This window comes from Eubacterium callanderi (assembly GCF_900142645.1).
Taxonomy (GTDB): domain Bacteria; phylum Bacillota; class Clostridia; order Eubacteriales; family Eubacteriaceae; genus Eubacterium; species Eubacterium callanderi.
In genome coordinates, this window is sequence record NZ_FRBP01000001.1 from 1 (window position 1) to 22,190 (window position 22,190).

The window sequence follows — 22,190 nt, forward strand, 5'->3', positions numbered from 1 at the left end:
TCAGCCGTGAAAGGCCCTCTGCCAGTTTCCTTTGATGGCGCTCGTTTTCTTTCTTCCAGATAAAACCGTTCTCGGGGCCGGGGGCTTCATCTGCCAGCGTGTCTGCAAAGGTGAGCCCCTGCGTTCCTGGTGCTTTGTCGTCAAGCTGTTTTTTGGCCGTCACCGACTGATTAAAGCGCCCACTTTTCCATTTTCTGTAATACTGACACAGATGGGTGCGTATAAAAGCATTAAAAGCTGCGCCGCGCTCAGGATCAAAGCGCTCCAATCCCTTCATGAAGGCCAGAAGACCGTCCTGAAAGCCATCCTCAAACTGCTCATCCGGCACCTGAAACCTGCTCATCACGGACAGCACCAGGGGCTTAAAGGTTATGATGAGCATTTCTCCTGCCACCTTTGCGTTTTCCCGCTCTGGGCTGTTTGGGGGGTATTTCTGTCCATTTTTGTAGGTTCCGACCAACGCGTCGATCTCTTTGTATTGATTCATTCACCCCTCCTATTCATCCTCATAAAGATCCGTCATACTCAATACAATCTCCGGGTGCCTGTCCTCCACAGCCTGGCAGTACTCGCCGAATAAATCTTCCGCTTCTTCCACAGTCCGGGCATAAAAGCCCACCTGCACCCTGCATTCCGCTTCCACCAGGTAGGGACTGCGCTTGTGCAGGATGCCGGGACCTGTGCCATATTGATTCATGTTCATTTCTCCTTTCTCTGTTTTTCTTCCCTGGCGGCCCAGATGGCGTTAAAGGCGGCGACGTCATCATCGGGGTACTGCGCCCGGATGACGGCTTTCTCTTCCTCGCTGATCTGGGGGAGCAGGTTGAACTGGGGGATGAATGGCGCGTTCTCCTGATTAGAATACAATAGAGAAGCATGTTTTTGGTTTATAGTATTTAGGTATGGTTGAGCGCCTGGTCGGGCTGGGGTTCTGGTTTGTGTCCAGACCCGGGTCGGGCTTTGGCGGTTCTCGGACACAACCGAAACGGCTGCCAGGCCTTGATCAAAGGGGATCAGGCTATAGACGCCGGCCCGGGAGCCGATACCTGGAACGTAGGTCAGGCGTTCTGCCCGAATGAGTGTCTGGCGCTGTGTCCAGAGGGCCTGGCGGTTTTTAAGCCCCAGCCTGGCCATAAGGATCGTGTTAGGCACGTTAAAGCTGACGGGCCAGTACCAGAGGCCGTCGACCGCCTGTACGGCGGCCTTGTTGTTGTAATACATGAGCAGGTGCCAGTAGGCCTGCAGCAGCGGCGACAGGGGGTGGGCCTCCATAAACCGGTAGAAGCTCAGAAGCTCGGTCAGGTAGTTCATGAGGCAGCCTCACCGCAAGGGGCGCTGCCCGGCCCGGCGATAGGGGCCTCGGCAAAAACATCGCGGCCAAACTGCCGGGTGATCACCTCCATAAAATACTGCTGCCCCCGGGCGGTGACCATGGGCTTGCGGTACAGACGCATCCGGCCCTTCTTATCTGCTGTGCGGCTCTCGTACAGCTCCAGAACGCCCTGCTCCAGGGCCCGCTGTGTGGGGTCGTTCCAAAATGCTTTGCGGCGGCAAAGATACCCGTTGGCCCGCATCCAGGCAAAGAGGCGGTTCTGCCCCATATCCTTTACCTGGTGGTGGATGAGCTTGGCCATGGCCCCGATGGTAATGCTGTCCGCGGAGGTCTTGATGTCCCTGGCGAAGGCGGCCTCGGGCTGCTGGCGCCTCCATGCCTCCTGCCACTTATGCGCCTCAGCGGTGCTTTTTTCAAGAGCTTCCACTGCGCTCCGGCGTCCATCAGCTGCCAGGGCCAGGGCGGCGATGAGGGTGTCGAAGGCGGCCTTGTCCACCTGTACCCTGCCGAGCAGTTCGTCCTCGATGTGGGCCCCATGACGGCAGACAGAGGGCAGGATCACACTGGTCACATAGTGCTTGAACCGCCGGGCCGCGGGCAGCCTGCTGCCCATGCTCAGCGCGTACAGGCCACTCTCGTTGATGACCGTGGTGGGCATATGGCAGCCTCTGGGGTCGAGGATACGGCGTTTTGCCGTATCCTCCCTCTCCACATGGCGTTTGATTGCGTGGCCCGCGTCCTTAAAACCCAGGGCGGCGCACACATCCCGGGCCACAAACCAGATCTGGGGCTCGCCGCCGTTTCCAGACATCTCGGTGAGGGTGCGGATGCGTTTAAAGGTTTCGTGCTCAAAGACTTCCTCAATACTCAGGGCGTTCATGGGGTTTTTATTCACAGCGTCCACCTCCCCGGTAATTTTCCTTGACATCCTTTTTAAGCACCCACGGCAACGCCTCGAAAAGCTCGCTGGCCAGTGTTTTATCTTCGCCGCCAGGGGCGTTCTCCATCAGCCTGCGGGCTGTGGCTTCATCCACAAAGGGGGCGATGTCGATGATATAGGGGTTTACCGGCAGGGGGCGCACCATGAAGCGCCACTCAAAATCGCAGGCGTGCTCAAAGAACCATCCTTCGCCGTCCTCATAGCCGAGGAGGTCTAAAAGCTCATAGGCGTTGTACCAGGGCTTCATGCCGCTGCCGAGGAGTATGGCCACTGTGTCGCCATAAAGGGACAGGCCGCCCGGGATGATCTTTTTATCAAGGGTGCGGTCCTCCAGGGCACGCACGCCGCGTGCGCTGTTTAAAAATTGTTCAAAGGCCAGGATCTGATTGAGTTCAGGAATACGTTTTTCTCTGTTCATTGTTTGTTCCTCTGGGAACACCGGTGTTCGTTTGATTTAAGCTTATGGGTGCATTATACCCGGATGACCTGTCCCCTTCAAATGGGCTTAACCCCCTGTCCTTCGCCCAAAAAGAAAATTTTTTACGCACTTTCAGGCTAAAAAATATCCGACGCTGCTCAAAAACCGCTGTCCTTAAAACCTAAAGGCAGCGGTTCATGTTTTTTGCGTTAAGTTTTTCTTAAGCTTCAGGGCCAGAGCTCAAGCTCCACGCTCCGGCACTCCCGCATGCGGGCGTCGATGGCCGCGTTGGAGACGTCCAGCTCAAAGCGCTGGCCGGTGCGGGTCTCAAGGACGCCGCTGTAGCAGGCCTGCAAATTGTCCTTAATTAATTTTAGACCGACACACATAAAGGGGTCCTTCTTTACGTTTAAAACCCATAAACGCCAAGCCAGGCCCTATGTAAATCGGGGAAAGTCGGACCTTTTTCTTTTTGGCCCGCCTGTGCTTTTCTCGCACGATCTCGGCTGCCAGCGCCTGGCGGTGCGGCACCGAGACGCCGGTGCTGCGGAGGATCAGCTCGTAAAAGCCCTTTATATTTTCACTGAGCAGCCGGCTTGTGCTGTCGCTGTAGTAGACGCGCACCCGGTGCCGGCCTTTTTTATAAATCTCCTCAAAGGCCACAATCTCTCGATTGATTATCGTTTTCATTTCTTTTTTACTGTAAACACACTGCATTTCGACTCCTTTTTTGGCGTTTTTACCCGGCCAGCGGCGGACCATAAAAAAACCGGGAACGAAAAAATCGTCCTCGGTTTTTTAACGGGTCACAGGAATGCCCCGATGGTCTGGCTGGATATTTGGGCCGCCACCTCTTTTTATGGATTGTTACCGTTTAATTATATACTTTTTTCAGCCCTTTAGGGGAGTTTACACGCTTTTGACATGATATTGCACATTTTTAACTTTTATCTCCTGATTAAGGCGTTTTTGGCTATTTGACAACCCTGCCTGTTTTTTGATAAAATCAGATCAAAACCCCAGGGAGGTGAGAAGATATGCTGCAAATCGCAATCTGCGACGATGAGGCCGAGGATCTCAAACGCATCAGCCATCTGGCGGCGGCTTATGCCGAAGCGCATCCGGAGCTCAATATTGCCTGTTCCCAGTTTCTTTCGCCCTGCAATTTACTGGAAATGCTGGAAAAAAACCGACATTTTGACATCTATCTGCTCGATATCCTCATGCCGGAGCTGGACGGGCTGAGTGTGGGCAGGGTGATCCGCGAAAGCGACAGCTCGGCGACCATCATTTATCTTTCCTTTTCATCGGACTATGCGGTGGAATCCTACCGTGTCCGGGCTCAGGACTATCTGCTCAAGCCTGTGACCCAGGAGGCCCTTTTCGCCACGCTGGACGAGGCCATCAAAACCATTGACGCCGAGGACGCGCGCCGCCTGGTCATGCGGACAAAGGAGGGCGCGCAGACCATCCCCTTTTATCAGATCGCCTATGTGGAATCCTACGAACACCGCTTTTTCTGCGGTCTGACAGACGGCCGGGTCCTTGAGAGCAAAACGCAGCGGGTGTCTTTCAGCCACTTTATCAAGCCCCTGCTCAAGGATGGGCGCTTTGTGCAGACCTCGGTATCCTACGTGGTCAATATGCAGCATATCCGGACCGTCAACGGCGAGGGCTGCCGAATGGCGGACGGCACCACGGTCCCCATCACCAGGGCTTACGCGGACGCCCGGAACGCCTATCTTGCTTACCTGCTGGAAATGCGTTAACCCATGCGCATGTCATTTCAGATTCTGCTCCGGGCGCTGGTTGATGCTCCATTAAATAAAGAGAGGCTGCGGCATTACGCCGCAGCCTCTCTTTATTTATCTTTTCGTAAGCAGATGAGAGCATTGGATTTTAAACACGATTTTTTTTTCATTAAAAGGGACTCCCTGTTATTTTTTTACTTTTTTCTTGACCTTTTCCTTCAGGTCTTGCATAATAGACAAGGAATCCAAGTTATATAATTGCATAAAAAGGAGTATTCTTTATGAAAAATCAACTCGACACGCAACCTGTTGAAAAGAAAATGAGCTGGTATACCCTGGCGCTCATGGCTTTCACAGCTGTCTGGGGCTTCGGGAATGTCATCAACGGCTTTTCGGAATACAATGGTTTAAAGGCCATTGTGGCCTGGATCATCATTTTCGCCCTGTATTTTGTGCCTTACGCCCTCATGGTTGGGGAGCTGGGGTCTGCCTTCAAAGACGCTGAGGGCGGCGTGAGCTCTTGGATCATGCAGACCATTGGGCCGCGCATGGCCTACTACGCAGGCTGGACTTACTGGGTAGTGCACATGCCCTACATTTCCCAGAAGCCAAACTCGGTGATGATCGCGAGCAGCTGGGCCATCTTCCAGGACGCGCGCATCAGTGACATGAACCCCCTTGTCATGCAGTTTGCCGGGCTGGCCATTTTCCTGGTCGCTCTGGCGCTGGCCTCCAGAGGGCTCAGCATCCTCAAGAAGCTGGCCTCTGTGGCTGGTATGGCCTCCTTTGTCATGTCCATCCTCTACATTCTGCTCATGATGGCCGCTCCGGCCATCACCGGCGCCAAAACCCTTCAGATCGACTGGTCGCTCCAGACCTTTATGCCCACCTTTGATTTGAAATTTTTCACCGGCCTGTCCATCCTCATTTTTGCCGTGGGCGGCTGCGAAAAGCTGTCCCCCTATGTCAACCGGATGAAAAACCCGTCAAAGGATTTCTCGACTGGGATGATCGCCCTGGCGGTCATGGTTTGCGTCTGCGCCGTTTTGGGTACGATTGCTATGGGCATGATGTTTGACTCGAACAATATCCCCAAAGACCTGATGACCAACGGCGCTTACTATGCCTTTGCCACTCTTGGCGAATACTACCACGTGGGCAACGTTTTTGTCATCGCCTTTGCCCTCACCAACGCCATCAGTCAGTTTACGGTCATGATCCTCTCCATTGATGCACCGCTGTGCATTTTACTGGGCAGCGCGGATAAGGAGTACATCCCCAAATCGCTGTTTGTCCAGAACAAGTACGGCGCCTACACTAAGGGCCATAAAATGGTCTTAGTCATTGTAGGGATTCTCATTGTGGTGCCGGCCTTTGGCATTGGCAGCGTAGACGAGCTGGTCCGATGGCTGGTCAAGGTGAACTCGGTCTGTATGCCGCTGCGGTACCTGTGGGTGTTTGTGGCCTATATCGCCCTGAAAAAAGCCGGCAATGCGTTCCCGTCAGCCTATCACTTTGTCAAGAATAAAACCGTCGGCATCATTTTTGGCGCCTGGTGCTTTATCGTCACCGCCATTGCCTGCATTGGCGGCATCTATTCCGACGAGCCCTTTGAGCTGATCTTAAACATTCTGACCCCGGTTGTGCTGGTTCTGCTGGGCTTTATCATGCCCTACATCGCAAAACATCAGAACGCCAGGGATCTGTCGTAAAACAAGGAGGTCACCATGAACGAACCATTAAATCACGAACTGTTATCCTTTATTGGAAAAAGCCCCACCGTCTTTCACGCGGTGGACACCATGAAAGCCCAGCTTGCAGAAGCAGGCTTTATCCCGCTGGAAGAGAGCAGCGCCTGGCAGCTGGCGCCTGGCCGAGGCTACTACGTCACCCGCAACGCCTCGGCTCTCATTGCCTTCAGAATTCCGGAGGGGGCCTATACCGGCTTTCAGATTGTCGCCAGCCACGGCGACTCCCCGTCCTTTAAAATCAAGGACAACCCCGAGATTACCGTGGAGGACCACTACACCAAGCTGAACGTGGAGGGCTATGGCGGCATGCTCCGCGCGCCCTGGCTGGACCGGCCCCTGTCCGCGGCCGGACGGGTGGTCGTTAAGCACAGCAGCCAGATCTTTACCCGCCTGGTGAACCTGGACCAGGACCTGTTCCTCATTCCAAACCTCGCCATTCACATGGACCGCAAGTCTGGCAGCAGTCATGAATATAACATCCAGAAGGATATGCTGCCCCTTGTGGGCGACGGCGCTTCCAGGGGGCGGCTTATGGAGCTTGTGGCAGAGGCTGCCGGTGTGGCCGGAGCGGACATCACCGGCGCGGAGCTGTTCCTTTATAACCGGGACCCTGGCCGCATCTGGGGCGCGAACCATGATTTTATCTCCACCCCGCGGCTGGATGACCTCCAGTGCGCCTTTGCATCGCTGAAAGGCTTTCTGGCCGCGGTCCACCCGCGAAACGTGGCGGTGCACTGCGTCTTTGACAACGAGGAGGTGGGCAGCGGCACCAAGCAGGGCGCTGGCTCCACCTTCCTGAAGGACACCCTGGCCCGCATCGTAGAAGCCACCGGAGGCACCCGGGAGGATACCTTCCGCGCCATGGCCGGCAGCTTTATGGTCTCCGCCGACAACGCCCACGCTGTCCACCCCAATTTCCCGGAAAAAACGGACGACACCAACCGCCCTTACATGAACGCGGGCATTGTCATCAAGCACAGCGCCAACCAGAAATATACCACCGACGCGGTCTCCGCCGGCATTTTCAGGGCCATCTGTCAAAAGGCCGGCGTCCCTGTCCAGAACTATGTCAACCGGTCCGATATGGCCGGCGGCTCCACCCTTGGCAATATCGCAAGCACCCACACCCCCATGAACACTGTAGACATTGGCCTGGCCCAGCTGGCCATGCACTCCCCCTACGAAACCGGCGGCGCAAGAGACACTGAACACCTTGTAAAAGCGTTAAAATATTTTTATGAAACCCCAATCCGGTGCGAGGGCGACGGGCGGTATGTGGTTGAATAGACACCCCTATGCCAAAAGAGAGGATGCGGCGTCTTGCCGCATCCTCTCCTGCTGCCCTGTGACAGCCGGGAAATGGCGCTTTCCCTGGGTCATTCCTTTTTTAAATGCTCACTTCACTCTCCCGTGAGCTGTTCACACATCTACAAAACCTTTTATTTCCACTGGCCCTTTCCACCAGTCTTTCTCCAATCTCTTCAGACGGCCAGCCTGCTCCGCTCCACTGAAGCATTCCGGCCTTCTCCCGCGCGCTTTTTTAACGTTTTTTTCGGTTAACCATAACGCCCGAAACGCTTAATAATGCCAGCAAAACCAACAGATAGGCAGCACCCATACTGTCAAGCTGTCCAAACAGCCCTGTAGACGGCGCGCCGCCAGACCCCTCGGTTTTTGAACCACTCTGCGCAACATCACAGATAAAGACCCAGTGCACCCGTCCCAGGGCTTCCTGGTATTTATTCTCAAGATCCCCCGGAACCGTCAGTGTCGCGTCGATAATTCCCTGGTCATTTTTGGTGTACTCGCCAATGAAAATATCATCCTTTAAGGTCCCCTGGCCGCTGGTTTCCGGCAGCCCGGAGGCCGGCCCGTTATAGATGGTCCGGACGTTTCCGTCAGCGGTTGTCAGGTCCAGATGCAGGCTCAGGCGGTTTAACAATTCGTCGGAAAGCGCTTTTTCTTCTGGTGTGTCAAAACCTTCCGCCTCCGCTGCCTCGGCGTGCAGGTACATCTTCACATTGTTAAAGTCCTTATTGTTGAGCCAGATTCTCTGCTCCTGAACCTCGCCGGGCACCAGCTCCTTATAATTAAAGAACAGATCATCGTCTGGCAGGCTCACAATTTTTTTAGCCTCACCGTCATAAATGACGTTGCGCTCATTCTCAGCCCTGACGCCCACGCCGCTTATTGCCAGCAGGATCAGGACCGCCAAAAGCAAAACGGCTGCTTTTCTGGAAAATGTCATCACACTCATTCAATCACCCCTTTCCTCTGGTAATCAGGCTTATTTTAAGGTTCATTTATTCTCCCGGATAGGGCTCCACATGCGTGTCTCCCCAGCCGTCAATGACGCTCTCTGTCCTGTGGGGTGTAAAATGGTCGGACTGGACCGCTTCTGCCTGCACATTCACTGTAAAGGTTTTGTCCACAATTTCATTTCCCCAGGTTTCCGGGATGCTCAGCTCTGTGAACAGTGCTGGCGTGCTCTGCCCAACTGGCAGAACCGCCTGATAGTAGTAGCAGCCGTCTTCTGATTTCACCCAGTCTTTCTGAATTTCCAGCGCCTGCTCAATGTCATCCATCTGGGCGTCGCTCAGCCCCTCGTCGTGGGTCAGGCGGATGCGTACATAGGCACTGTTTTTACCGGTATTGGTCACTGTTGGATCCTTGGGGTAAACGCCGCCGGGCACAACGCCTGTTGGCGCTTTCCATTCCGGCTCGGTCAGATCAATCCGCACGTTTCCCATGGTGATAATATTTTCAGTTTTCTTGGCATCTGTGAACCACGCCAGTGTCCCAGCTGCGATTAACAGCGCAGTGCACAGAACAGCAGTGATTCCGATGGCTCTTTTTTTATTCATGTTTCGCTCCTTTCAGGTTACTCGCGCTCATGGCTAAACTAAATCCGGAAAAGCTGCCTTAATGCAGTCCGCCGCTGTTTTGCCGCTCTGAACCTGTGCCAGGTAACCGGCCGCGTCGATTTGGAAATCCTTAATGTCCGCCGCGTTCGCGTTATCGTGCACGTTTACCGATTTAAAGACATCGCTGGTTTCGCTGCCAGCTTCGACTGCGGTATTGTACACATAGACCACTGCCTTCCCATCCTTTGAGGTACCCAGCGCTGTCCATTCTCCGGTGTTAAAGCGGATGTCTGCAAACGCACTGACGGCGTCCAGCGCTGCCTGGCCCTCCGCGCCGTCACAGCTTATATCCAGACGGACAGCGATATAGGCCGGCTCCTTTTGCGAGGTGTTTTTCACCTGTGGATTTTTGGGAATGACCATGCCTGGCAGCATATCCTTTGCCATATCTCTGCCAAGGGGGGATGGCTGCGGGGTTACAGGGTTGTTACCATAGTCAAGCCCATCCCAGTTAACCTCCTGTATGGCGCCTGAAAGGCCGGCCGTCGCCACAAAGGTGTTTTTCTTTGTGGCTGTCTGCGCGGTCAGCCAGGCCAGCACGCCGCCAACGGCAAGAATCCCTGCCAGTGCAATCGCACTTAATCCAATTGTCCATTTCTTTTTGTTCATTTTAAACCTCTCTTTCACTTTAAGGCCATTTCTAACGACCGGCCATTACTGAATGGGGGTATCTGCACCCCATGTATCTTTTACAGCGCCCAGATCCGCCGCGTCCAGCGCGTCGGCCAGCACCTGTATTTCCAGATGACATCCCTCGGGCATTACAAATCCCGGAGCCAGTAAAACACTCTCCAACAGCTGTGTGGTGGTATCTCCTGGCGCTACCGGCGTTTTGTAGTAAAAATAGTCGCCCTGCTGCTGCCAGCCGCTGTCAGCCGTTCCCGGGCCAGACGCCGCAAAATTATAGCTTATCTGCCCCTCCAGGCTGATGCCGGTTCCCGCGTTATCGCTGTCAAAGACAATTCTGGGCACCAGCCGGATGCGGATATAAGCGTCTGTGACCTTTCCCTCCGGGTTATCATAGTTCTCAATCCATACCTTTTTAGGGACGGTGGCGCCACCCTGGATCGCTGCATAATTTTGCGGCGTTTTTTCACCAGTCTCCTGCCGGTCCCTGCCGCTGGCCGGGTCTTGTTCTAAGACTGTGATATTCACAATTTTTTTAGGGCTGAAAAGATTTTCCTTCACATTTGTGGTCGCGTTTAAAAACGCATAGGTTCCAGCTACCGCCGCCAGCAGCATAATACCAATGATACCGGCTGTAATGACACGGACTTTTTTTCGTTTCACGCATTCTCACCTCCTCATTTTCGTTTGGATGCATTTGTTTTCATCAGGCGTCCGGGCAAAAAGGCCAGGAGCACCAGGACCAGAAGGGCTGCCCCCAGAATCATTTTTCCCTGGGCCGACCCTGCCAAAATACTGACGTAGCCGGCAAGAGGAACACAGAACTGCGGGCTGCCCACCAGCCGGTCAAAGGACACAGTTCCCTGATCCTCAACGGCGTTGGCGTCCCCCTTTGTTTTAAAACTCTGGCTGGCCTCGTCCACCTGGGTCACCCGGTGTGTGGCCAGGGTTCTGCCGTCTGCCATATAAAAAGTAATGGGATCTCCCAACTTTACATCTTCCGCGGCGACCGGCCTGACAAAGATCAGGCTGCCCACTGGGTATTGCGGCTCCATGCTGCCGCTCAGCACCGCTAAAGGGATCCACCCCAGCAGGCGAAGGCCTGAAAGCAGCAGGATCATCAGACAGAGCAGTACTGTCAGAATGGTGGATAACATTTTTCGGATAACCATGGACTTTATTTAATTCACAAACCGGTTCAGGGCGTTGGCAGCATCCCCCAGAATACCAGTGTTCTGCTTTAAGGCATTGCTGGCCCTTATCACTGAGGGGGCCTTGCCTTCCTGTCCCTGGTAAGGCGCTGTGCCGTTAAGCTGGGCCTCTGTCGCAGTGCCGTTATCCCCTGAACCGCCCAAATAAAATCCTTCTGAGGGCTTATACACCGGGGCTGGAACAGGCTCAAAGCCCTGGGTTAAATCCGTTAAATTGTATTTCCACGACCAGCCGCTCTCTTCCTTTACGGTGTAGTAGCCTTTTCTAAGGCCCCGAACGGTGTTTGTTTTCACCTTTGTATCCTCATTGGCCGCGAAGCTGATCACCTCATAGAAGGTATCCTGAACCGGCCCGGACAGCTCGTCCCGCCGCTCAATTTTAAAAACAAAGCTCTGGTTGGTGTTCGGCCGCGTATCAGATGTATATTGGGCGTCGATCTCTTTAGTAATATCAAGCTGCCCTTTTACCACATGCACTGTGTACTGCCCGGACAGGCTATCCCCCGCCACACTGACGTTTCCAGACGAGCTGTTGGTTGACGCCTCTGTCGGAGGGTTGACGGACTGCGTGACACTCAGCTTATAGACGGTGCCGCTGTCCGGTATTCTGTCCAGCTCTTCTGGTGTGCAGGGTTCAGGCTGCCAGGCCTTTTTAATGAGCCCCTGATTGTAGGGCGCATCAAAAACATCGCCGATAGATGGACGGATGTTCTCAGCGTCGTCCCAGCCCAGCATCATGGCTTCCAGGCCGGCTTCGTCTGTGACGCCGGTCTGCCTGAGCGAATCACCATAAAAAATGGTTTTGTCAACATCCTGGCTCTTCAGCTTCAGCCGTCGCACATTCACCGTCGGCGAAGCAAAGGGCGCCACCAGCACCCCGTCGACACTTACCCCTGAGCCGGCAGCGTTGGTGGGCACATTGTTATCCCCGATAAAGCTGTCTTTTGCCTTCACCTCAACAGAGGCCTGCCAGCCGTTTCCGGACAAATCTTTATCCGGCCATACGATGGTGGTGGTGCCGTCACCGTTTTCGGTATATGCGACGCCTGCGGTGTCAAAGGCGGCTTTCTGCTCAGCGGTCAGCTCAAACCGGCTGTCCAGCACGTCACTTACCGTTGCTGTCACCGCGATCTGGTGTGTGATGGCTTCAAAAATATCCTGCAGAGCCTGCGCAGTATCCGCGAGAGCCGCGCTGTGCTGTGAGTCAATATAGTTCAGGTAATCGTGAACTCTTTGAGACGACCAGCTTTTTAAGATCCCAATCGAGAAGATTTCAGCGCTTAAGGGGTCTCCTTCAAATTCCCAGTCTGGGTTATGGCTGGAGCCATCATCAAGGCTGCCGTCATAATCTCCAAATATTCTTCCGTCTCTTTTAATTAAGTCCTCCCCTTTAATAATCGAGGCGGTGCTCTCCGCTCTCGCCGCGATCTCTCTGTCAAATCCCGAGTAGCTGTTTGGTTCCCCATCGGTCAAAAAGATGACAAACTGCTTGTTTCCTGAATCCGCTGCGCCCAGCACGCTGTACGCATCCTCCAGTCCTAAATCTGACCGTGTGGCGCCACTGGCCCAAAGCTTATCAATGGCCCGGTTAAGGCTCTGGATATTTTCCTGTGTGTCTAGAGACGTCAGGCCTATATTGGTTTTGGAGTCGCTTGCGTAGCTCACGACAGAAACCTGGCTGGCCGGGGACTGCGCGCTCAGCTGGGTAATGAAATCCTTAGCGGTATCCTTCAGCACCTCCATTTTAGTCTGCCGGCTTCCATCGTAGCGCTCGCCCATGCTCCCGGACCGGTCGATAACCAGCACCACATCCGCGGCGCCGACCGCTGAAGAACTGGCCTTTGCGCCAAGGTTGATCTGGTAGGTTCTGCTTTCCCAGTCCTTCAGCGCGGCCGTCTTGGTGACCTCGATATTGGGGGATGACGGCTCCGGCGCTGCCAAAACAGAAAAGCCGCTGCTCCACAGCATGCCCAGCAGAGCGATGACTGCAATAATTTGTTTTCCTGTTTTTTTCATATTCAGCATACATCCTTTCCTCCAGAATATTTTTGAAAACGTTTATTATCGTCGTTTGACGGATTTCGTTTTCTTATTCTGGATTTTTAAATTTTTTTGACAGCACCGTTATCTTGAGTATTTCTTAAAATGTTCGATATCCTCTTTTAAAAAATACAATTTGGTTATAAAATATAGGTCAGCTAACATAAAGCATTCGTGAAATATTTAAATTTCACGAGCTTTTGTCCTAAACCCTCTATTTCAAGCGCTTGGCGTATTTATGACCATGTTTTTGACCAAAACGGTCAGCTTGCAGACAGCTTCAGCATTTCCTGCTGATCCTGGCCGCTCAGTACATGAACATAAAGCTGCAGCGTCAAACCGACGTTTGAATGTCCCAAAATCCTGCTCAGGACAGAAATCTGCATATTTTTACTTGCTGCATGTGTCGCGAAAGTATGGCGCAGTGCATGAAAATTGACGTGGCGAATTCCGGCTTTTTTTAGAATACGCCTAAAGTAAAGCTGATAAACCCTGGGGTCGATGAAAGAATTTTTTCGATTTGTAAAGACGAATGTTTCTGAAAAATTTTCCCTGTGTTTCATGGTTTCATAATACTGATACAGCAGCTCATGGATTTCTGGATTCATGGGGATTGTCCGGTTAGAGCTGTAGGACTTTGTCCCTTCAAACACCATCTTGGTTTTCATGCCACTCTTCTCACTGTTTTTCACACGCTGAACCGAATCCCTGATTTGGATGACCTGCTCATCAAAATCAACATCCTTCCACCTTAAAGCAGCCAACTCCCCTAGACGAATGCCTGTCTTAAGGGCGAAAAGCACAGCTGTTGATTTTTTATGGTCCCGAGAATTTTTCAACACAGTTTCGAGCTTTTGGGCCTCTTTCACATCAAGAAAAACTGGCTTTTTTATGGGCCTTTTAGGTAAAATAATATCGTCACAAGGGTTTTTATGGATTAATCCCTCTTTTTGTGCCTGCTTGAGGGCGGCCGAGAGAATGACAATGTGCCCGCGAACCGTTGAGACCGCTATTTTATTTTCTTCTAAGGTTGCTTTTATATAATCCTGTATGGCATCTGGCTTCAGATTTTCCAGTTCGCAGTGCCCCAGCCGTGGCACGAGGTGCCGGTTGACGACATTGCTGTACCTTGTATAGGAGGACTGTTTGATCGTATATTTTTTGTATGACTCAAGCCACTTCCTCAGCCACTCCGCCAGTAGCGTTTTGGCCTTGTCTTTCTGGTTTTCGTCAAACTGAAGGTTCAAAACATTTTCAATAATACCCCTTTGATTGCTTTTTTCCTTTTCTTCCCGCAACAGACGCTGAAGCTGGACCTCCTCAAAAACTTTATTTTCTGCCTCCTCAAGCTTTAAAATTATTTCCTTGTAGGTTTTAGCATAAACGGAATGGTAGACAGCCTTTCCATAGACATTTTCATATCTTATTATATAGCGGCCCTCGTAACGGCCATCCTTGCGTTTATAGACATTTTTTCGATAACGTTTCATGATGATTCTACTCCCTTTCTGATTTCTGACCATATTCTGACCATTTTTTTTATAATTAAACAGATGAATAAAGCTCTATTTACTATCATTATCCATTTCCCTCTTTAATTATCTTAAAAAAGTCTGGATTTATTCAATTATTGTGTTATAATGTTTACATGAAATAGATAGTATCCGTATTTTAATATTTGATGGCTGACAAAAGCTCGTGAAATTTAAATATTTCACGAGCTTTTTTAATGCTTTTATTTCTTTTCTGTTTTTCTGTAAACCTTTTGAAGGCCGGTACTGTGCCATGGCGCGCGCCACCCAAAAAAAGATAATACGGCAAAACGCCGCATTATCTTTTAGAGAAGGATCTTTATTTTAGGACAGTATTTTCATTTTCCGCGCTTCTGTTTTTAACGCCTCCCTGAAATCAGGATGGGCGATGGCGATCAGCGCTCTGGTTCTTTCGGACAGGGTCTTTCCCCTCATCTCCGCGATACCGTATTCCGTCACGATGCGGTCCACATCGTTCTTGCTGGTTGTGACCACTGCGCCCTGTGTAAGCGTGGGTTTGATCCGGCTGACCTTGCCGTTGATGGCAGTGGAGGGGAAAGCGATAAAGCTTTTGCCGCCGGGGGACAGCCGGGCGCCTCTCACGTAATCGCTCTGGCCGCCGGTCCCCGAGATATGCCTGTTCCCCACAGATTCCGCGCACACCTGGCCCCAGAAATCAACCTCCAGAGCCGAATTAACCGATATAAAATCCGAATGCTCTGCGATCACCAGGGGGTTATTCACATAGTCCACTGGCAGGATTTCGATGGCAGGATTGTCATTGACAAAATCATACATATTCTGGCTGCCATAGGCAAATGTAGCCACAGAGCGTCCGGGGTGGATGGCTTTCCGGCTGTTGTCCACTGCTCCAGAGGCAATCAGCTCCATCATGCTGTCTGTAAAAAGCTCAGTGTGGATACCCAGGTGATGCTTTTTCTTCAGGGCCTGGCCCACTGCCTCGGGGATCCCGCCAATCCCCAGCTGAATAGTGGCCCCATCAGGGATCTCCGCCGCGATCAATTTGCCAATGATCTGGCTGACAGCGTCAGGCTCTGAGGGCTCTGTTGCGGGCAGGGGGACATTGTTCTCGCACAGCGCGGTAACTTGGGATATATGGATTACGGGACCGCTGAGCGATCTCGGCATATTTTCATTGACTTCCAGAAAGATATGTTCTGCCTTTTTAAGCATGGCAAGGCTATTGGAAGCGGTACAGCCGGTAGAGAAGTAGCCGTGCCGGTCCATTGGCGATACCGTCGCGCAAAAGGCGTCCATATCAATATAGTTTTCAAACAGCTCGGGCATATCCCGGTAGTAGCAGGGCATCACATCCCCCACCCCAGCTGCCACGCCCTGGCGCGCGTATTTTCCCGAAAACCAGGAAACGCCCATCTTACCCATAAGCCTTTCGTCGTAACAGGGCATGGGCTGCACATCCAGGATGGTGTGCAGCTGGACGGTAAAATCCGCTTCCTGCTGAATCCGATTCATCACCGCGCTGTAAATGGCCGGCGGGTAGCCCAGCGCGATGTCGGAGCAGCACACCCAGCCGCATTCCATGAGGGCTGCGATTTCCTCTGGCCGCTTAAGCTTTTGCTTATATTGACTGATCACTGTTTTCATTCACACACATTCCTCTTACCCTTATGCCTTCGGCTACGCCAGGGCTCTGGCATAATTCTTTCCCTTTTCAAGCGCCTGCCGGTTAACGGGGATAAACTTCGCTTTACCTTCGCCGAACACCTTGGTAAAGGCTTCCAAAACCGCCTCCTCCGAGATGGTATGATCCACTTCCAACAGGGCCCCAAGCAACACCATATTCATGAGCTTCGGGTTACCCAGCTCCTTGGCAATATCGCTGGCTGGAACATAGATCGTCCGGATATCCGTCCGCTCCGGTTTTAAAGAGATAAGGTTCGCATTGATGATCATGGCGCCGCCCGGAGCGACCACATTCTCAAACTTACGGAAGGACGGCTCATTCATGACGACCGCGGACGAGGCGTTTTTCGTGACGACCGGAGATCCAATGGGTTCATCCGAAATGATCACCGTACAGTTGGCTGTTCCTCCCCGCATCTCAGGGCCGTAAGAGGGACACCAGGAAACCTCCTTGTCTTTTATCATCGCCGCATAGGCAAGCAGCTTGCCAACACTCAGAACCCCCTGACCTCCAAAGCCTGCAAAACAAATTTTCTTCGTTTCCATTTTACGACTCTGCCTCCTTGGTAATGTCTTTATAAACCCCCAGCGGGTAGTAAGGGATCATTTCTTTTTCGATAAACTGCATGGCTTTGACCGGCGTTAGCCCCCAGTTGGTCGGGCAGCTTGAAACTACCTCAATGAGTGAAAAGCCAAGCCCTTTTTTCTGAACCTCAAAGGCCTTTTGAATCGCCTTTCTGGCCTTCATCACATTAAAGGGCGAATTGACTGCAACGCGCTGAATGTAAGCGGCTCCCTCAAGGGTGCTCAGCATCTCTGACACGCGTATGGGGTTCCCGTCGATTTTGGGATCACGCCCACTCTGGCAGGTGGTTGCCTTCATGCCTGGCAGGGTCGTCGGCGCCATCTGGCCACCCGTCATCCCATAGATGCCATTGTTGATAAAAATGGTCGTGATCTTCTCACCCCGGGCAGCCGCGTGAATGATTTCCGCGGTGCCAATGGAGGCCAGATCTCCGTCCCCCTGGTAGGTAAAAACCGTATTATCCGGGTGTACCCGTTTAACCCCGGTGGCCGTAGCCGGCGCGCGGCCATGGGCCGCCTGGATGCCATCAGTATTGAAATAGCTGGTCGCCATGACCGCACAGCCAACCGGGACCACCGCAATGGCTTCCTCCAGCAGCCCCATCTCCTCAAGAACCTCACCGACAAGCCGGTGGACAATACCGTGGGTACATCCTGGGCAGTAGTGGGTCTTTGCCTCGGTCAGCCCCTGGGTGCGTTTAAATACAGTGGTCATTTTTTTCCACCTCCATCACAGATTTCGCAAATTCAACAATTTCCTCTGGCGTCAGGATCACACCGCCGGTGCGGCCGTAAAACTCGACTTTATGGACATCCCCGCAGGCCAGTTTAACGTCGTCCACCATTTGGCCAAGGCTCATCTCAACATCCATGATCTTCTTGACCGAAAGGTTTTTAAATGCCTTTTCTGGGAAGGGCCACAGAGTCTTTGGCCTTATCAGCCCCACGCGGTAACCTTCCTCACGCAGGCGCTTAATGGCTGTCTTGACAATCCGGGCAGCGGTGCCGTATGCGGCAAAGGCGTACTCGGCGTCTTCCATCATAAAGCTTTCCGCCTGCTGCTCACTTTCCTGGATCTGCTCATATTTTTTCTGCAATTCAAAATTGGCGGTTTCCAGCCCCTCGGCTTCCAGGTCCAGGTTAATGACGAGGTGGCGCTCGCCCTTCCCTTTTCCGGTCATGGCCCAGTCCTTGGGCTTCAGTTCTTTGGATGGCCTGTAATTGAACTCCACAGGCTCCATCATCTGGCCGATCATTCCGTCGGACAGAATGATCACCGGTGTACGGTAATAGTCCGCAAGGTCAAACCCCTCCATGACCATATCCGCAACCTCCTGTACCGTCGACGGCGCCAGGACAATATTATGGTAATCCCCATTGCTGCCGCCCTTTACACACATGTGGTAATCGGCCTGGCTTGGCTGTATGCCGCCCAGGCCAGGGCCGCCGCGCATCATATTAACAATCACTGCCGGCAGCTCCGCCCGGGTAATATAACCGATCCCCTCCTGCTTCAAGGCGATTCCAGGTGAGGATGAGCTGGTCATAACCCGTGCGCCTGCTCCTGCCGCACCGTAAACCATATTGATAGCTGCCACCTCGGATTCGGACTGCACAAACGTCCCCCCGATTTTAGGCAGCTCTCTGGACAGATACTCTGGAACCTCGCTCTGCGGCGTGATCGGGTAGCCAAAAAAGAACCGGCATCCCGCCTCCATCGCCGCCTTGCCAACTGCTTCATTCCCCTTCATTAAAACCTTTGTCACTGCTATCCCTCCCTAATCGCATTTTTCTACTGTGATGGCCGCTTCCGGACACATCTTAGCGCAGTTCGCACAGGCGATACATTCGCCCATATCGGTGACCATACAGGGGTTATACCCGCTGATGTTCAGGCGTGTTTCATCCAGCGCCAAGATATCCTTTGGGCAGACGGACACACATAGTTCACACCCTTTACAATAAAATTCATCAATGATGACGTTTCCTTTGGCTCTTGCCATGTCTACTCCTCCATATTTGGTTTATTACATCCATTCTTCCCGCATGAAAAACTTCAGCGGCAGCCGCTCGCCAGACAGCCTCCCTGGTACCCTGCCAATGATTTCTTCCATATAAGACGTATACCGGATGGGAATCCCCGTCCGCTTCGAGGCTTCCCTCAACACCGCGTCGCCAGCGACCAGATTTTCAAGGGTACTCTCTCTCACAAGGTTTGTATTATTAATGAACCCCGTTACCTGAAAGCCTGAAGCGTACTCAAGACATTCTTTCTGAAAGAGGATTCCCTCCACACTCGCGGTATCCGGCCGGTTTACATTAACGACCATGAAAAAATCAATCTCGTCCCGGCTCAGAAGCGGCCTCAGGCGGGCCAGCGTGGTGGTGCCCACACTGTTTCCACCGAGGTCGATGATATAGTCACACGCTCTATCCTTTGCCGGTGTCCCAATCTCCGCTGAAACGGCCGGAAGATCACAGTTATCCTGCTTAATGGAGGACCCGATTACCCTCACGCCGTATTCCTCCAGCTCCTTACGCCTTTCCCTGGACCTGAAAAAAACATTGACAATGTCCAGATCTGCCAGTACAACCCTTGGTGCGTTTTTGCTCAGGGCAACTGCGTAATTGACCGCAAACTCTGTTTTTCCGCTTCCGTAATGGCCGGCAATGATTCGTACTCTTTTGTCTTTTTCCAACATTTTTTCACCTCCGCAGCGGCTTCAGCACAATGACCGGCTGCCCTTTTGCAAAACTAATGATTTTTATCCGGCAGGCCAGTAAAATTAACTGCTTCACAGGCCTGCCGTCAAGGCTTTTTAATAAGAATCAGGCGCGTCCCGCCTTGATGATATCCATTGCGTAGTGGTCTGCGGCCTCATAGGTTGTAATGCCCTTGTCTTTGGCATAATGGATGATGTTGAGGGTGGTGTCATAAATTTTATCAACCTTTTCTGTTACCTTGCTGGCGTCGTAGGGCTTTGTCACAATTTCTTCACCACAGTTGATAACACCGCCGGCGTTAATGATATAATCCGGTAAATAGAGGATGCCTCTTTCTTCCAGCTCCTCGCCGGTCTGTGGGTCAACCAGCACATTGTTGGCGCATCCGCCTACAATTTTACACTTCAAAGCCTTGGCGTTGCCGCTGTTGATCACCGCGCCCAGAGCGCATGGGGCAAAAATATCACACTCTGCTGTCAGTACCTCGTCAGCGTTCAGCGGGGTGGCGCCAAATTCTTCAACAGCCCGCTTTACAGCGTCCGGATTAATGTCATAAACCTTCAAGATAGCGCCCTCATCGTGCAGCAGCTTTGCGACCATATAACCAACACTGCCAAGCCCCTGAACCACAACGGTTAATCCCTCGGCCGTGTCCGCGCCAAACTTTTCCTTGATTCCGGCTTTAATTCCCATAAAGGTTCCTCTGGCTGTATAGGGTGACGGGTTGCCGCCAATTTCCCGGGTGCCGGTAACATACTTGGTTGTCTCCTGCATGTAGGCAATATCCTGCGTATTGATATTGACGTCCTCAGCAGTATAATATCTCCCGGCAAGGGATTCAATAAAGCGGCCATAGGCCTTAAAAAACGCTTCATTTTTAAGCTTTCTCGGATCGCCGATGATTACGGCTTTTCCGCCGCCGTTCTTTAATCCACAGCCCGCATTTTTAAGGCTCATGCCTCTGGACAGCCGCAGAACATCATAGAGAGCATCCTCCTCGCTCTCGTAGTTCCACATCCGGGTGCCGCCGAGCGCCGGGCCCAGGGTCGTGTCGTGAATGGCGATAATGGCCTTTAAACCTGTTTCCTCATCCCGTGCGAATACCAGTTCTTCGTGTCCATAGAAATCCATCTTTTCAAAAATACTCATTTTTTCATACCTCCAAAACATAATTTTTAATAATAATATATAGATACCAGCGGCTCTTAATCCGGCCGGCATAGATATCCCTTAGATTTTTCCCTTTCGCACTGTCTCTGCGGGATCGGGCTCCGGGACAGATACTTCTGGGCTTACTTTTTTCTTGTCGCCCTTGATAAAATACCCGGCCACGCCGCAGATCACGGTTGGCAGCAGCCATCCGAACCCAAAGTGGTGAAGCGGTAAATAGTTGACGAACTGGAAGCCCAGACCATGATTGGCGGCTGTCTCCAAAACGCTGATCAAAAACGCGCCCAGCGCGGCCGCTTTAAAGACATTGTCATTTTTGATCTTGTCACCTACAATGGTTAAAATGATCAGTGTAAGGGCCGGCGCGTAGACAATGGACAAAACCGGCTCTGAAATGGCGATGATCTCATCCAGGCCGATATTGGCGATGACCGGTGAAATCACGCACACAATGGTGACAATGACTTTATAACTGACACGCCCTTTGCTTAACCGGGAGAAATAAGCCCCACTGGAGCTGACCAGCGCCACTGCTGTGGTGATACAGGCCAGCGCTACCACAATCCCAAAGATAACCATGCCGACATTTCCAAGAAGGTTTTTAATGATCTCAAGAATCAGTGTAGACCTGGAAACATCCACCCCATACATGGTCGAGGCTGTCGCCCCAAGGTGGGCCAGACCAAAATAAACAATCAGGAGCCCTGCCCCAGCAACCAGCCCAGCGCCTCCGATTACAGCGTTTTTGGCTTTGATCTCCGTATAGCCCTTTTCCTTGACCGTTTTTACAATAATAACCCCAAAAATCAGCGCTGCCAGCACATCCATTGTCTGGTATCCCGAGATGATGCCGCTGCTGATAATATTTGAGACCTTTGGCTCAGCCGCAATTGGCCCCAGTGGATCAATGATCCCCTTTATGATGACAATCATCAGCCCGATAAACAGAGCCGGTGTCAGGAATTTACCGACAATGTCCACCACCGATGCCTCCTTCACGCACAGCACCCAGATAAGCACGAAAAATGCGATCGAAGCAACCAGTGGATTTACCCCCGGAAAGATGGGCGAAACGCCCATTTCAAAGGTTGTCGCCGCAGTCCTGGGAATGGCCAGCATCGGGCCAACGCACAGCACCACCAGCGTCGACAGCAGCACAGCGGGTATCCTCCCAATGCGGCAGGTAATTCCTTCGATATCGCTGTCACATTTCAGCATGGCCAGGATGGCCAGCATCGCCAGTCCAATATCTGCGATGTAGTAGCAGATAAAGGCCGGCACCCACATAGACGCTGCCGTCATTCCAAGATAAGGCGGAAAGATCACATTCCCGGCACCGAAAAACATCGAAAACAACGCAAGACCAACAATCCACTTGTCTTTTCTTTGACTCATTTTACACTCTCCTCTTTAATCAGCGTTACAGGTCCGAATCTCAGGTGATTAAGGCTGCCTCTTTGCAGCACTGTGTACGTCCGCTCCTCTTTTCTGATGATGGTTTTATTATATTCTCAGTATG

25 protein-coding genes are annotated in these 22,190 nt (G+C 52.3%); 3 read left to right on the forward strand and 22 right to left on the reverse strand.

The genetic code is table 11. The features are described from left to right. The 7 genes from BUC22_RS00005 to BUC22_RS00030 all read right to left on the reverse strand — a co-directional run. On the reverse strand, nt 1–487 hold a 487-nt coding region (locus BUC22_RS00005; protein ID WP_073381791.1), incomplete at its 3' end, for a sigma factor. 9 nt (nt 488–496) lie between these two features. Continuing rightward, entirely contained in the window at nt 497–697 is a 201-nt protein-coding gene (locus BUC22_RS00010) for a hypothetical protein (RefSeq protein ID WP_073381793.1), read from the reverse strand. A gap of 2 nt (nt 698–699) precedes the next feature. Beyond that, a complete protein-coding gene (locus BUC22_RS00015) occupies nt 700–1,311 on the reverse strand; it encodes a hypothetical protein (protein WP_013381699.1) in 612 nt (203 codons plus the stop codon). Beyond that, a complete protein-coding gene (locus tag BUC22_RS00020; RefSeq protein WP_081474246.1) occupies nt 1,308–2,261 on the reverse strand; it encodes a phage antirepressor KilAC domain-containing protein in 954 nt (317 codons plus the stop codon). The genes BUC22_RS00015 and BUC22_RS00020 overlap by 4 nt, the downstream gene beginning before the upstream one ends. Beyond that, nucleotides 2,221–2,691 (reverse strand): hypothetical protein, encoded by a 471-nt coding sequence (locus BUC22_RS00025; protein ID WP_013381701.1) that lies wholly within the window; start codon nt 2,689–2,691, stop codon nt 2,221–2,223. Before BUC22_RS00025 ends, BUC22_RS00020 begins: the two co-directional genes overlap by 41 nt. Before the next feature lie 227 nt (nt 2,692–2,918). Further along, a complete protein-coding gene (locus tag BUC22_RS21620; RefSeq protein ID WP_013381703.1) occupies nt 2,919–3,080 on the reverse strand; it encodes a hypothetical protein in 162 nt (53 codons plus the stop codon). Continuing rightward, nucleotides 3,055–3,408 carry a hypothetical protein gene (locus BUC22_RS00030; protein WP_013381704.1) on the reverse strand — a complete coding sequence of 118 codons (354 nt, stop codon included), beginning with the start codon at nt 3,406–3,408 and terminating at the stop codon, nt 3,055–3,057. The genes BUC22_RS21620 and BUC22_RS00030 overlap by 26 nt, the downstream gene beginning before the upstream one ends. A gap of 320 nt (nt 3,409–3,728) precedes the next feature. On the opposite strand from BUC22_RS00030, the gene BUC22_RS00035 reads away from it, so the two are divergent. The 3 genes from BUC22_RS00035 (at nt 3,729) to BUC22_RS00050 (ending at nt 7,480) form a co-directional block, all read left to right on the forward strand. Further along, nucleotides 3,729–4,460, forward strand: a complete 732-nt coding sequence (locus tag BUC22_RS00035) for a LytR/AlgR family response regulator transcription factor (protein ID WP_013381705.1) — start codon at nt 3,729–3,731, stop codon at nt 4,458–4,460. Between the two features lie 263 nt (nt 4,461–4,723). After that, entirely contained in the window at nt 4,724–6,154 is a 1,431-nt protein-coding gene (locus BUC22_RS00045) for an APC family permease (protein WP_013381707.1), read from the forward strand. Nucleotides 6,155–6,169: 15 nt separating this feature from the next. Further along, nucleotides 6,170–7,480 carry a M18 family aminopeptidase gene (locus BUC22_RS00050; protein ID WP_013381708.1) on the forward strand — a complete coding sequence of 437 codons (1,311 nt, stop codon included), beginning with the start codon at nt 6,170–6,172 and terminating at the stop codon, nt 7,478–7,480. Between the two features lie 253 nt (nt 7,481–7,733). Here BUC22_RS00050 and BUC22_RS00055 read toward each other — a convergent pair whose 3' ends face one another. The 15 genes from BUC22_RS00055 to brnQ all read right to left on the reverse strand — a co-directional run bounded on the left by BUC22_RS00055 (nt 7,734) and on the right by brnQ (nt 22,066). Then, nucleotides 7,734–8,450: a hypothetical protein gene (locus tag BUC22_RS00055; protein WP_013381710.1), complete on the reverse strand. Its 717-nt coding sequence runs from the start codon at nt 8,448–8,450 to the stop codon at nt 7,734–7,736. A 46-nt stretch (nt 8,451–8,496) separates the two neighbouring features. Continuing rightward, nucleotides 8,497–9,057, reverse strand: a complete 561-nt coding sequence (locus tag BUC22_RS00060; RefSeq protein ID WP_013381711.1) for a SipW-dependent-type signal peptide-containing protein — start codon at nt 9,055–9,057, stop codon at nt 8,497–8,499. A 33-nt stretch (nt 9,058–9,090) separates the two neighbouring features. Further along, nucleotides 9,091–9,726, reverse strand: a complete 636-nt coding sequence (locus tag BUC22_RS00065) for a spore coat-associated protein (protein ID WP_013381712.1) — start codon at nt 9,724–9,726, stop codon at nt 9,091–9,093. 45 nt (nt 9,727–9,771) lie between these two features. Beyond that, a complete protein-coding gene (locus BUC22_RS00070; RefSeq protein WP_013381713.1) occupies nt 9,772–10,407 on the reverse strand; it encodes a hypothetical protein in 636 nt (211 codons plus the stop codon). A 14-nt stretch (nt 10,408–10,421) separates the two neighbouring features. Then, entirely contained in the window at nt 10,422–10,901 is a 480-nt protein-coding gene (locus BUC22_RS00075) for a signal peptidase I (protein ID WP_158308595.1), read from the reverse strand. A gap of 24 nt (nt 10,902–10,925) precedes the next feature. Then, nucleotides 10,926–12,980: a VWA domain-containing protein gene (locus tag BUC22_RS00080; RefSeq protein ID WP_013381715.1), complete on the reverse strand. Its 2,055-nt coding sequence runs from the start codon at nt 12,978–12,980 to the stop codon at nt 10,926–10,928. Between the two features lie 278 nt (nt 12,981–13,258). After that, a complete protein-coding gene (locus tag BUC22_RS00085; protein WP_013381716.1) occupies nt 13,259–14,485 on the reverse strand; it encodes a tyrosine-type recombinase/integrase in 1,227 nt (408 codons plus the stop codon). Between the two features lie 366 nt (nt 14,486–14,851). Then, nucleotides 14,852–16,153, reverse strand: coding sequence for an acetyl-CoA hydrolase/transferase family protein (locus BUC22_RS00090; RefSeq protein WP_013381718.1), 1,302 nt, complete (start codon nt 16,151–16,153; stop codon nt 14,852–14,854). Between the two features lie 33 nt (nt 16,154–16,186). Next, entirely contained in the window at nt 16,187–16,738 is a 552-nt protein-coding gene (locus BUC22_RS00095; protein ID WP_013381719.1) for a 2-oxoacid:acceptor oxidoreductase family protein, read from the reverse strand. Between the two features lies 1 nt (nt 16,739). Next, a complete protein-coding gene (locus tag BUC22_RS00100; protein ID WP_013381720.1) occupies nt 16,740–17,492 on the reverse strand; it encodes a thiamine pyrophosphate-dependent enzyme in 753 nt (250 codons plus the stop codon). Then, the gene (locus BUC22_RS00105) at nt 17,476–18,543 is read right to left on the reverse strand and encodes a 3-methyl-2-oxobutanoate dehydrogenase subunit VorB (protein ID WP_013381721.1); all 1,068 of its coding nucleotides are present in this window, start codon (nt 18,541–18,543) and stop codon (nt 17,476–17,478) included. The genes BUC22_RS00100 and BUC22_RS00105 overlap by 17 nt, the downstream gene beginning before the upstream one ends. Before the next feature lie 12 nt (nt 18,544–18,555). Next, on the reverse strand, nt 18,556–18,780 hold the full coding sequence (locus BUC22_RS00110) for a 4Fe-4S dicluster domain-containing protein (protein WP_013381722.1): 225 nt from the start codon (nt 18,778–18,780) through the stop codon (nt 18,556–18,558). Nucleotides 18,781–18,804: 24 nt separating this feature from the next. Continuing rightward, the gene (locus BUC22_RS00115; RefSeq protein WP_013381723.1) at nt 18,805–19,479 is read right to left on the reverse strand and encodes an ATP-binding protein; all 675 of its coding nucleotides are present in this window, start codon (nt 19,477–19,479) and stop codon (nt 18,805–18,807) included. Nucleotides 19,480–19,606: 127 nt separating this feature from the next. Then, nucleotides 19,607–20,650 (reverse strand): Glu/Leu/Phe/Val family dehydrogenase, encoded by a 1,044-nt coding sequence (locus tag BUC22_RS00120; protein WP_041689918.1) that lies wholly within the window; start codon nt 20,648–20,650, stop codon nt 19,607–19,609. An 81-nt stretch (nt 20,651–20,731) separates the two neighbouring features. Beyond that, complete coding sequence (brnQ, locus tag BUC22_RS00125; RefSeq protein ID WP_013381726.1) at nt 20,732–22,066, reverse strand: branched-chain amino acid transport system II carrier protein; 1,335 nt, start codon at nt 22,064–22,066, stop codon at nt 20,732–20,734. Nucleotides 22,067–22,190 lie beyond the last annotated feature (124 nt).

What these genes read in the sequence shown, in the direction of transcription:
- BUC22_RS00055 (WP_013381710.1), bottom strand. Translation starts at nt 8,450, where the DNA reads ATGAGTGTGATGACATTTTCCAGAAAAGCAGCCGTTTTGCTTTTGGCG.
- BUC22_RS21620 (WP_013381703.1), bottom strand. Translation starts at nt 3,080, where the DNA reads ATGTGTGTCGGTCTAAAATTAATTAAGGACAATTTGCAGGCCTGCTAC.
- BUC22_RS00020 (WP_081474246.1), bottom strand. Translation starts at nt 2,261, where the DNA reads ATGTCAAGGAAAATTACCGGGGAGGTGGACGCTGTGAATAAAAACCCC.
- BUC22_RS00115 (WP_013381723.1), bottom strand. Translation starts at nt 19,479, where the DNA reads ATGTTGGAAAAAGACAAAAGAGTACGAATCATTGCCGGCCATTACGGA.
- BUC22_RS00095 (WP_013381719.1), bottom strand. Translation starts at nt 16,738, where the DNA reads ATGGAAACGAAGAAAATTTGTTTTGCAGGCTTTGGAGGTCAGGGGGTT.
- BUC22_RS00075 (WP_158308595.1), bottom strand. Translation starts at nt 10,901, where the DNA reads ATGTTATCCACCATTCTGACAGTACTGCTCTGTCTGATGATCCTGCTG.
- BUC22_RS00015 (WP_013381699.1), bottom strand. Translation starts at nt 1,311, where the DNA reads ATGAACTACCTGACCGAGCTTCTGAGCTTCTACCGGTTTATGGAGGCC.
- BUC22_RS00050 (WP_013381708.1), top strand. Translation starts at nt 6,170, where the DNA reads ATGAACGAACCATTAAATCACGAACTGTTATCCTTTATTGGAAAAAGC.
- BUC22_RS00085 (WP_013381716.1), bottom strand. Translation starts at nt 14,485, where the DNA reads ATGAAACGTTATCGAAAAAATGTCTATAAACGCAAGGATGGCCGTTAC.
- BUC22_RS00035 (WP_013381705.1), top strand. Translation starts at nt 3,729, where the DNA reads ATGCTGCAAATCGCAATCTGCGACGATGAGGCCGAGGATCTCAAACGC.
- BUC22_RS00120 (WP_041689918.1), bottom strand. Translation starts at nt 20,650, where the DNA reads ATGAGTATTTTTGAAAAGATGGATTTCTATGGACACGAAGAACTGGTA.
- brnQ (WP_013381726.1), bottom strand. Translation starts at nt 22,066, where the DNA reads ATGAGTCAAAGAAAAGACAAGTGGATTGTTGGTCTTGCGTTGTTTTCG.
- BUC22_RS00045 (WP_013381707.1), top strand. Translation starts at nt 4,724, where the DNA reads ATGAAAAATCAACTCGACACGCAACCTGTTGAAAAGAAAATGAGCTGG.
- BUC22_RS00025 (WP_013381701.1), bottom strand. Translation starts at nt 2,691, where the DNA reads ATGAACAGAGAAAAACGTATTCCTGAACTCAATCAGATCCTGGCCTTT.
- BUC22_RS00090 (WP_013381718.1), bottom strand. Translation starts at nt 16,153, where the DNA reads ATGAAAACAGTGATCAGTCAATATAAGCAAAAGCTTAAGCGGCCAGAG.
- BUC22_RS00010 (WP_073381793.1), bottom strand. Translation starts at nt 697, where the DNA reads ATGAATCAATATGGCACAGGTCCCGGCATCCTGCACAAGCGCAGTCCC.
- BUC22_RS00080 (WP_013381715.1), bottom strand. Translation starts at nt 12,980, where the DNA reads ATGCTGAATATGAAAAAAACAGGAAAACAAATTATTGCAGTCATCGCT.
- BUC22_RS00100 (WP_013381720.1), bottom strand. Translation starts at nt 17,492, where the DNA reads ATGACCACTGTATTTAAACGCACCCAGGGGCTGACCGAGGCAAAGACC.
- BUC22_RS00030 (WP_013381704.1), bottom strand. Translation starts at nt 3,408, where the DNA reads ATGCAGTGTGTTTACAGTAAAAAAGAAATGAAAACGATAATCAATCGA.
- BUC22_RS00110 (WP_013381722.1), bottom strand. Translation starts at nt 18,780, where the DNA reads ATGGCAAGAGCCAAAGGAAACGTCATCATTGATGAATTTTATTGTAAA.
- BUC22_RS00065 (WP_013381712.1), bottom strand. Translation starts at nt 9,726, where the DNA reads ATGAACAAAAAGAAATGGACAATTGGATTAAGTGCGATTGCACTGGCA.
- BUC22_RS00060 (WP_013381711.1), bottom strand. Translation starts at nt 9,057, where the DNA reads ATGAATAAAAAAAGAGCCATCGGAATCACTGCTGTTCTGTGCACTGCG.